Origin of the sequence: Marinoscillum furvescens DSM 4134, from assembly GCF_003386095.1 — a bacterium.
In the GTDB taxonomy this organism is placed as follows: Bacteria; Bacteroidota; Bacteroidia; order Cytophagales; family Cyclobacteriaceae; genus Marinoscillum; species Marinoscillum furvescens.
In genome coordinates this window covers 1-8,305 of sequence record NZ_QREG01000005.1, presented here as the reverse complement: position 1 = coordinate 8,305, position 8,305 = coordinate 1, and the positions used below count along the sequence as shown (strand labels likewise).

1 protein-coding gene is annotated in these 8,305 nt (G+C 45.8%); it reads right to left on the bottom strand.

Features of this window, described 5'->3' with window-relative positions; genetic code table 11:
• Positions 1-8 precede the first annotated feature (8 nt).
• Positions 9-7,808, bottom strand: a complete 7,800-nt coding sequence (locus tag C7460_RS07035) for a DUF5018 domain-containing protein (protein ID WP_170147919.1) — start codon at positions 7,806-7,808, stop codon at positions 9-11.
• Between the last annotated feature and the right edge of the window lie 497 nt (positions 7,809-8,305).

The following is an 8,305-nucleotide window of genomic DNA, read 5'->3' as shown; positions in this document are numbered from 1 at the left end:
TTGGAGTGTTACTTCAAAATGATTTTATGTGCTTGTGCTCCGTCGGTGAGGATATAGACCCCAGCCGGCAGGTTCGTCTCTATTTTGGAGGATGCGGTTAGCACCTTACTCAATAGTTGCTGACCATCCAGACTCATCAGCTGGAAGGTTCTTTCTTCTCCCTTCGGTAGGTTGATGTAGATGGTACTTTCATGGGCATAAACCTGAATTGGCTGAGCATTAAGGTGGAGTACACTGGCACTGGACACGAGCTCAAAGCGCTCCGCAAACTGTCCGGCCGCCGAGTGAAAACGGTAGCTTTCCATGCTTAGATCAACAGTCTTAGCAGTCAGCTTGTCCCACAGGTAGAAGGTCTCGCCCTGGGCGTTTGTGAGGTCTAGCGACAAAGTATACATGCCCGCAGCAGCTACATGATAAGCCAACTCCACTGACTCACGCTCGTAACTCATGCCCTGAATGGCCAGTGCGTGTTCTCCTTTCAGGGTATAGATCAGATCGGCAGCCTGGGTGCTGAAGACCTTTGCGTCAAAGCTTCTGTCTAGCTCGTTATCGCTAATACCTGCTATTCTACCCACGATGGCTTGTTTGAATAACCCAGATTCGTTGGTCAGGTTTACACGTACGTACGCCGGAGTGCTCGCGGTTCTAAAGAAGTGACCATCGCCATTGCTCCCTGTCACGCGCATGTCTGGAGCAAAGGCAACTTCCGTATCCAGATCATCGGCCAGTTTTACAAAGAACCCCTGTGCAGAGCCCAGGTTCTGGTTGTAACGGGTCTGACCGCCCGCCGGAGTGGTGTTGGTGGCTACTGTTCCATTCGCAATGATGTAATCGGAATTAGTGCCACGCCCATTGTCAGAGCCATTGTCATCCCAGATGTAGACCGCTCCCTCAAGATTTGTATTTGCACTCAAGAAGTCCGCCACATCAATCGCCGTGGTATAGGGGTTGGACACAAAAACCCATCCTTCGGTTTCTTCATTGACCCCATCATTGTAGTCTCCGGTATACGTGCCATTGACGGTCACTGCGCTTACATTGGGAATACCCTCGAAGATGATCTCCTGCTGCATGGCCTGCGTATACCCGACACCCGGTACCAACTCCCCACTCATGGCGACCCATCGGTTAATCCCGTCGCCTGGATCATACGCCTGACTTTCATCATAAGCATAGACATGTGACCCTATCGTGGTATTGGTTACGCTGGCTGTCTGCTGCACGGGCGTACCCACAAAACTATACCTACCGTCTGCATAGCGCGTGTTTCGCTTAATGATCGCATCATTTCCGGTAAAAGTGCCGGTCTCGAAGCTCATCAGATCAGCCCCTGATTCAATGACAAGCGAGCCATTGTTGGTAATGTCCGTTACCACATACAGTTGATCTCCGGGTGACACGGTATAGGTATATCCGGGGTTGATGGTGATGCTTTTCACATCTATAGCTCCATGTACAGAAGTGATGTAATCTCCCGCTATCACCACATCATCAGATCCTGCTCCTGGTGTCCCGTTTTCCCAGCTGGTACCATTCCAGATCAGGGATTCATTAGGCTCATCTACAATGTTGATCACCAACTCCTTCGCATAGGTATAGGTGCCATCGCTTACCTGCACATAGATGGTATAGGCGTTTTTAGACTCATAGTCAAAAGTCTCCGCAGCGCGCAGTTCTCCATTTACTATGTCAAAAGAAGTGTTGTCAGGGTAAGTGGCCTGATCCTCCAGAGTGAAAGCATAGGTCTCACCAGAATCTTCATCCGTGGCTGAGAATGCCCCAATTAGTGCGTCTACATTGTTGTTTTCGGTGATCGATTGATTGTCTAAAGAGAGGTCTGTTGGGGCCTCCGTGACATCTGCCACGGTAATGGTGGAAGTACCCTCAACATATAATCCATCCTGATCTGTAGATCGAAAACGAATGCTATAAGCATCTTTGAATTCATGATTGAAAGAGTTGTGAGCCTTGAGCAAGTTACCATCCAGGTAAAATGCGTTGTTATCGGTATCGTCGGGACCACTTACCAGCTGGTAAGTATGCGTATCTCCAGTGTTTGGATCCTGGGTAAGCATAACGGCCACCGGGGCATCTGGTCCGGCATTTTCATTTACCAATGTATTTGAAGGGGTCACGGAGGTAGGGCTTCCATTTACTACGGTCACCGTCACCGTATAAACTTCGGTATTTCCAGCTTCAGCGGTCACAGTAAAATCCACGGGATCGGTAAAGTCTACAGTAGCTCCACTAGCCGGGCTCACAGAAGCTCCGGGATATACGGTAATGGTGGGCTGCAGCATGGTGACATCTGTACCTGCTTCCACATCGATGGCTATGCTATTGCCTGAAATCACTTCACCTCCTACCTGACCCGCCACGTCAAATGCCAAAAGCGTTGTGAAGGTGTTAGCATGTTCGTAAGCACCTTTGGCTGGAGCATGAGTACTGCGTGCTGTTCCTTCAATATCCGTGCTAACCACCGATAGTGGGGTTCCCCGAAAAGCTTCTGAAGTAAGACTGAATGAAGACAGAGAGAAATCCATGGTAGACAAATCCGAGAATACCGGTGCTTCAAAAGTCATTCCCGTCAAGCCTAAGGTCTCATAGTCAGTTTCATCATAGTTGACTCCAGCTACTTCTATTGGTACTCTTGTATGTCCATTGTCTGGCAGGTAGATGTTGTTATCAGAGAGATTGGTCATGCCCAGGCCTCCCCAGTCCATGCCTATGGCCGATCGTATGCCTGCATCACGCGTCACGGCAATGATGTTGTTGCTACACGTGCCTTTATCACCGCTTCCATAAGCGTATAAGCCGGTGAGGTATTCGTCTCCATCTCCAGTACCTTCTATTAAAATGGTATTGTGACTGATCAGAGCTGTTTGATAGATCCCAGCCTTGATTCCAATCACAGATACTGCCCCAGTGGGATTAGCATAAATGACATTGTTATAAAATTCGAGACTGTCTCCAGATACCTCTGCTACCGTCAGATAGGTGCCATCTACCACTGCATCATAGAAGAAGGTATTGTTACGGATGGTCACATGGTCATTGGAACTTGCGATATAGATTCCTCTTCGCTGACCAGAAACCACCTCAATTGGCTTCACCAAACAACTATCCACAAGTATGTTTGAAGAGTTGTTGGCAATGACTATCCCACTTGAGCACAATGCAGTCACATTCTTAATGGTGATGTGATCCGCTCCATGAATATCTATGGGGTAACCAGTGGAAAAATATTCGGTAGTCAAAGTCAATTCACCTTTACCATCTATAGTAAGGCTATCAAAACCATTAATATCGATAAATTCTCCTACGGTGACATCCGACACGCCGCTCGCTGGATAGATGCTTAACTCGAATGTGGCGCCATTGGCAGGTTCCGCAAATACCGCCGTTTGATTGCTCGCTGTGGTCTGCGTCTGAAGCAACTCCAGATTTACAGGGCTCGTGGCACCTCTCCAACTCAGCTCCAAAGCGGCCTCTTTCAGTGTTTCATAATCCCCGCCTGTACCTACGGTATAAGTCCCTCCAGCTATTGCCGGTTTTAATATCTGGATGGTCCATAAGGAAGATGTACCATCCTCTGCTATAAGTCCCAGATTAGCCGTACTGGAAGTGTAACTGTATGCCGCTCCTGATTTAGGCCCATAGTTCCAGGTGGCTCCCTCAGTGAGCGTGTAGGTAGCAGTTAAGTTGGCCGCAGCATTCTCCTCTACCTCTACTGTGACCGTCTTATTCGCTACGTCTATCACTGCCGGACCTGTTTGGCTCTCCAGAGCAAACGAAAGAATATTGGCTTCCGTATTTACCAGCCGCGAGGAAGCCGCCCAGTCCTGGGTTGCTCCGGTTTCGCTGGTGACCGTATAGGTCACTGTACTGGAAAAGTCCTGAGAAACGCCACTAGCCGGACTAACAGTCGCTCCATGATTCACGGTAAATGTAGGGACCTGGGTAGTGGGATCGTCTGAGTTGAGAACTACCTCCACGGTATGGTTGTCATAGTCTATAACAGAAGAAATGGCTTGCTCAGGCACCGAGAACGACATGATATCTGTAGCGATATTGGCATACTCATACGCTCCCAATGAAGGTCCCTGAGTACTTCTACTGGTACCTGCGATATCCTTTGGAACGCCCACCAGCACCCCACGCAAAGCTCCCGCAGCTAAAGATGGCCCGGATAAGTTCAAATCTCCATTAGCGACATCTACAAAATCCACGTCATGTTTGGTATGGCCGGGGTACGCTGTAATGAACGTCTCCCATTGGGCCGCTTCAGTATTATCATTCCCCAGTCCATAGCTTTGCAGGGAGTTAGCAAATGGCAGGTAGAAATTATTTGCTGTAAAAGTCAAATCATTGGTATTGGCAGAAGCATGAATATAGAATGCTTGCATCTCTCCTTCGCCTTCCATTTGGAAAATATTGTTGCGAATGTCCATCACCCCTGTACCATAAACCCCCACTCCATAAGACTTGTCATAGGCATAGGAAACATTTAGAAAAATGGTATTGTGAAAAACATTGGCGGAGCCAGATGGCTGAATAAATAATCCAGTACCATGTTCCCCAGCAGCAGAAATGGCATTGTTATAGACATTGGCCACACCAGTATTTCTGACGGAAATAGCTGTTACCCTATCTATATTGGTCAACAAAAATGAATTGTTGTAGACATCCGCATTTGTACAGGTATTGGTGATGGATATTACCGGGCTAGATGCATCATCTAATACAATATCATTATCATGAATACTGATAAAGTTGACTTCTCTGGCTTCCACAAATCGCTTTCCATAATGGGCTACCATGTTCTTCACTTCGATGTTTTCTGCTGTGTTCGTCGCATCATCATCCTCAATGATGAGGTTGTAGTTGGTAGAAACAGACTTAATGGATAACACATCTTTTCCATCAAGAATCAGGTTTTGAACCCCTTTTAAGTACAATGAATAGTATTGAACCGAAGCGGCCGTGGCTCCATCGGCTACTGTGATAGTGGTGGTGTACTGATCGCTACCTGTGTATCGGGTGAGGTTTTCAAAAAAGTTGCCTACTTCCACATGACCATCCATGATTTGCAGCTCTACATCTGCGGCAATGCCAATAGATTCCAGCGAGTCAAATGCTTCAGATAAAGTGCTGAAATCTCCACCAGACCCAACCAGGTAGTTTCCGCCAAGCTTGTCCGTGACTGATACCTCCCAAACCTGATCTATGCCGGATTCTGAGGTGACTGTAAAATTGACCGGGCTTGAAAAATCCTGAGCTGTATTGGGTGAATAAGACCCCCCAGAGCTTACTTCTACAGCAGCAAGCAACGACGTAACGTCTGTTCCTGGGGCTACATTAATTGAAACTGTATGATCTGTAGAATTGATAACCGCCGGTGTGGTTTGTTCGGGGAAACTAAATGACAGGATGTCGGTACCCTTTTCAATCAAATTGGTAATCGTAATCCCAAAATATTTTTCAAAATAATATCCATGCTGATCAGTAGCTCTTACTCTAACTGATGTAACAGGAGTGGTTTCATAGTCTAAAGGATCTATAGCGTACAAGTTTGTACCCACAATCTCAAACAAATCATTGCCTTCATCTCGCTCACCAGAAACTAGCTTATATGTTTGCGTATCACCACTATCATCTGAAGTAGTAAATTCACCAACTGGATTTTTAGAATCATTTTCACTTATCGTGTTATTACTAAGTGAAATATCAAGTGGAGCTGCAGGAAATCGCTCATAAGCAACAAATCCATTAACATTTCCATCAGACTGATAAAATGAGCTGCTGGCTAGATATACGTTGTAATCATCCACATAAATATCCGACCAATACGGTAAAGAAGCATCTACTATCCACTCTTCAATCCTACCGGATGTTTCATTTATAACTGCAACATCGGTGGATGTACCTGAGGTAGTAGTAGAAAAAGTCCCACGGGCGTAAACCACTCCTGCATTTATGGCCATACTACTCACACGCGCAGAAGACAAAGGTGCCCAATCTGTCGGAATACCGGTATCCGGGTCGATTGACGCAATATGCGATCTGGATTGGGAGCCTACCGTGGTAAACCAACCACCTACGTACACCAATCCTGATTCTGCAATTTCTAAAGTATAAATATCCCCATCAGTATCAGGAGCCCATGCTGTCGCCAATCCATCGCTGATGTTAATTTCCGCCAGATCGTTCCTGGTTTGTCCTCCTATGGAACTGAAACTACCTCCAACATAAATGGTATTGTTGCCAAATTCCATCTCGCGAACAACTCCATCGGCTGCCGGATTCCAACCTGAATCTATGTTGCCGGTACTCTTATTGAAGGCCGCAATATAGGAATGTGAAATCCCTCCGATTGTAGTAAATGCCCCTGATGCGTATAAATTTGAACCATCAATGAGTAAGTCCTCCACTCCATTATTCGGATTAGGACTCCATGATGAAAGGGTGCCCGTAGTTGTCACCAAACCGAGATTCGGCTTGGAAACTCCGTTGATCTCATCAAAATACCCTCCTATAAATATCGAACTCCCTTCTTTAAGCAATTTGGTGATAAATCCATCTTTATCGATAGATGGATTCCAGGCCAGTATGTCTCCATTGGTCATGTCAATAGCAGCAAGACTTGTCCTGGCCTCACCACCAATTGCTGAAAGTTCTCCTCCAACAAATACATCCGTACCAGATACCGCAACGGCATACGCAGAACCTGCCGCACCCGGGTTCCATGCCTCTAGAGCACCAGTGCTTGTGTTAATGGCTGCTACAGATTTTTGGGGCTCTCCACCTACAGAAGTTACTCCCCCTGCCGCGTAAATTGTAGATCCTGAAATGGCCAAATCCCGGACAGTTCCCAGTACGGTAGGATCCCAGGTATTTATCGTAGCGTTAGTAATATCGAAGGATGCCAAACCTCTTCTGTTCACACCGCTAATCGATGAAAATCCACCACCTACATAAAGGGTACCACCATCTACCAAAAGTGCTGTTATTACACTCGATTGATTAAATGACCAATTGGTATTAGTTGTACCATCCGAAGCGTAAACTGAAGCAACAGTTCCAGTAGAAACACCATTGATGGTATTAAAATGGCCGGCCAAAAACACCTCTGTTCCATCTGTAGCAATTGCTCGCACCGTGCTGTTCACATCAGGTGCCCAGGTAGTCAACTCATATGTAGTAGTATTATAAGCAGCTATATTTGATCTAGCTTCCTCGTCCACCGTGCTGAATCCTCCGCCGACATAAAGCGTACTTCCGCTTACAGCCATTGCATTTACAGTGCTGTTCAGTACAGGAGTCCAATTCACAAAAGACTCTGTAGACAAGTCATAAGCAGCCAGATATCGCAATGACTCTCCGCCAATACTACTGAATGATCCCCCCAAATAAAGTACCGTCCCGTCAAGAACCAATGTATTAATGTACCCTCCAGTGGTATTAAGTGCCAAGTTGGTAACTGTACCCGAACTGTTGATATGGGCAAAAGAGGTTCTTGTAACTCCTCCAACTTCTGTAAACGCACCTCCTATAAAAAATCCACCTGACCCGTCCGAGATGGCTGCGTTAATCTTTCCATTTATTCGTGGATACGTAATGGAAACGCTACCCGTACTAAGGTTGGCAGCGGCACCATTTTGAAACATCTGACCCAGATGTGTAAACTTTCCACCTACATATAGAATGTCATTTTGTTCGTCATGCAACATGGTATTTATGGTGCCGTCAGTATTAAAATTTTCAAACTGACTGAGTATGTTTTGACCATTGGTAGTTAGACTTCCCACAAAACAGAGAAGTATTGTACATATCAATTTGAACGTATTAGTTCGAGCAAATTGGAGAGAGTCGTACCAAACTCTCGATCGGTTATTGAATTTCATAGCATAAATAATTTTAGAGCGATTATGCCAGTGAAAGTCTTCAATTCATGGGAAAACCTACCTAACCCCATGGGATAGTTCTGCTCCTACCCGGGTGGGTAGTTTTTACAATTCATTGATTTTCTGCTTGTTACGTTTTCAATTAATTTAAGGTATCGAAATCGACCATTGTGTGGTACTAATACCTATAAACCACAAAAAAAGGCTCACTGCATTTGCCATGAGCCTTTTTGGTGATAGTAATCAAACTTAATTCAATTCGCCTGTACTATATTTTAATCTCGTCGGATAAAAATCTTGTGTGAAACAATCGTCTTGGACCCAGATTTTTCTGTGTCGATGAAGTTGAGCAGGTAGACGCCCTGGTTGAGGTCACTTACATCCAGGGTCAGCTCTTGATT